The following is a 751-nucleotide window of genomic DNA, read 5'->3' on the forward strand; positions in this document are numbered from 1 at the left end:
TGCGTTGTTTGTGTTGGATTCCGGTTTGCGGCGGGTTCCGATCGGTGTGGTTGGTGAGTTGTATGTCGCGGGGCGGGGTGTGGCACGCGGTTATGTGCGACGGCCGGGCTTGACGGCATCGCGATTCGTCGCGTGTCCGCTCGGCCCTTTGGGTTCGCGGATGTATCGCACCGGCGATCTGGTTCGTTGGAATCACGACGGCGAGCTGGAGTATGTGGGTCGCTCTGACGATCAGGTGAAGATTCGTGGTTACCGCATCGAAATCGGTGAAGTGGAAGCAACACTCGCTGCCTTGACCGGAGTGGAGCGTGCGGCAGTGGTGGCCCGTGATACCGATACCGGCAAGCAGTTGATTGGCTACGTCGTACCTACCGAGGTGTCTGCGGGAATCGATGGTGGGGCGCTGCGCGAACGAGTTGCCGCGCGATTGCCTGCGTACATGGTTCCGGCCGTGGTGATGGTCATCGACGAGTTGCCGTTAACTGTCAACGGCAAGCTGGACAAATGGGCGTTGCCCGAGCCGCAATTCGCCAGCGGCGTTCACAGAGCGCCGTCATCTCCGGTTGAAGAAATTATCTCCGGCATTTTCACGAAGGTTCTCGACCTGCCGCGAGTCAGCGTGGACGACTCCTTCTTCGACCTGGGCGGCAACTCGCTCTCTGCGATGCGTGTCGTAGCCGCCGTGCAGGAAACCTTCGACTGTGAAATCAGCGTCCGTGCACTCATGGAAGCCCCCACCGTAGCGGGCCTG

The 751-nt window shown here is 60.7% G+C and carries 1 protein-coding gene; it reads left to right on the forward strand.

Annotated elements, in window-relative coordinates:
- The coding region (locus tag CH278_RS09945; RefSeq protein WP_141214695.1) for a phosphopantetheine-binding protein at positions 1-751 on the forward strand (751 nt) is incomplete at both ends.

Origin of the sequence: Rhodococcus sp. 05-2254-5 (genome assembly GCF_002258575.1) — a bacterium.
GTDB lineage: Bacteria > Actinomycetota > Actinomycetes > Mycobacteriales > Mycobacteriaceae > Rhodococcoides > Rhodococcoides fascians.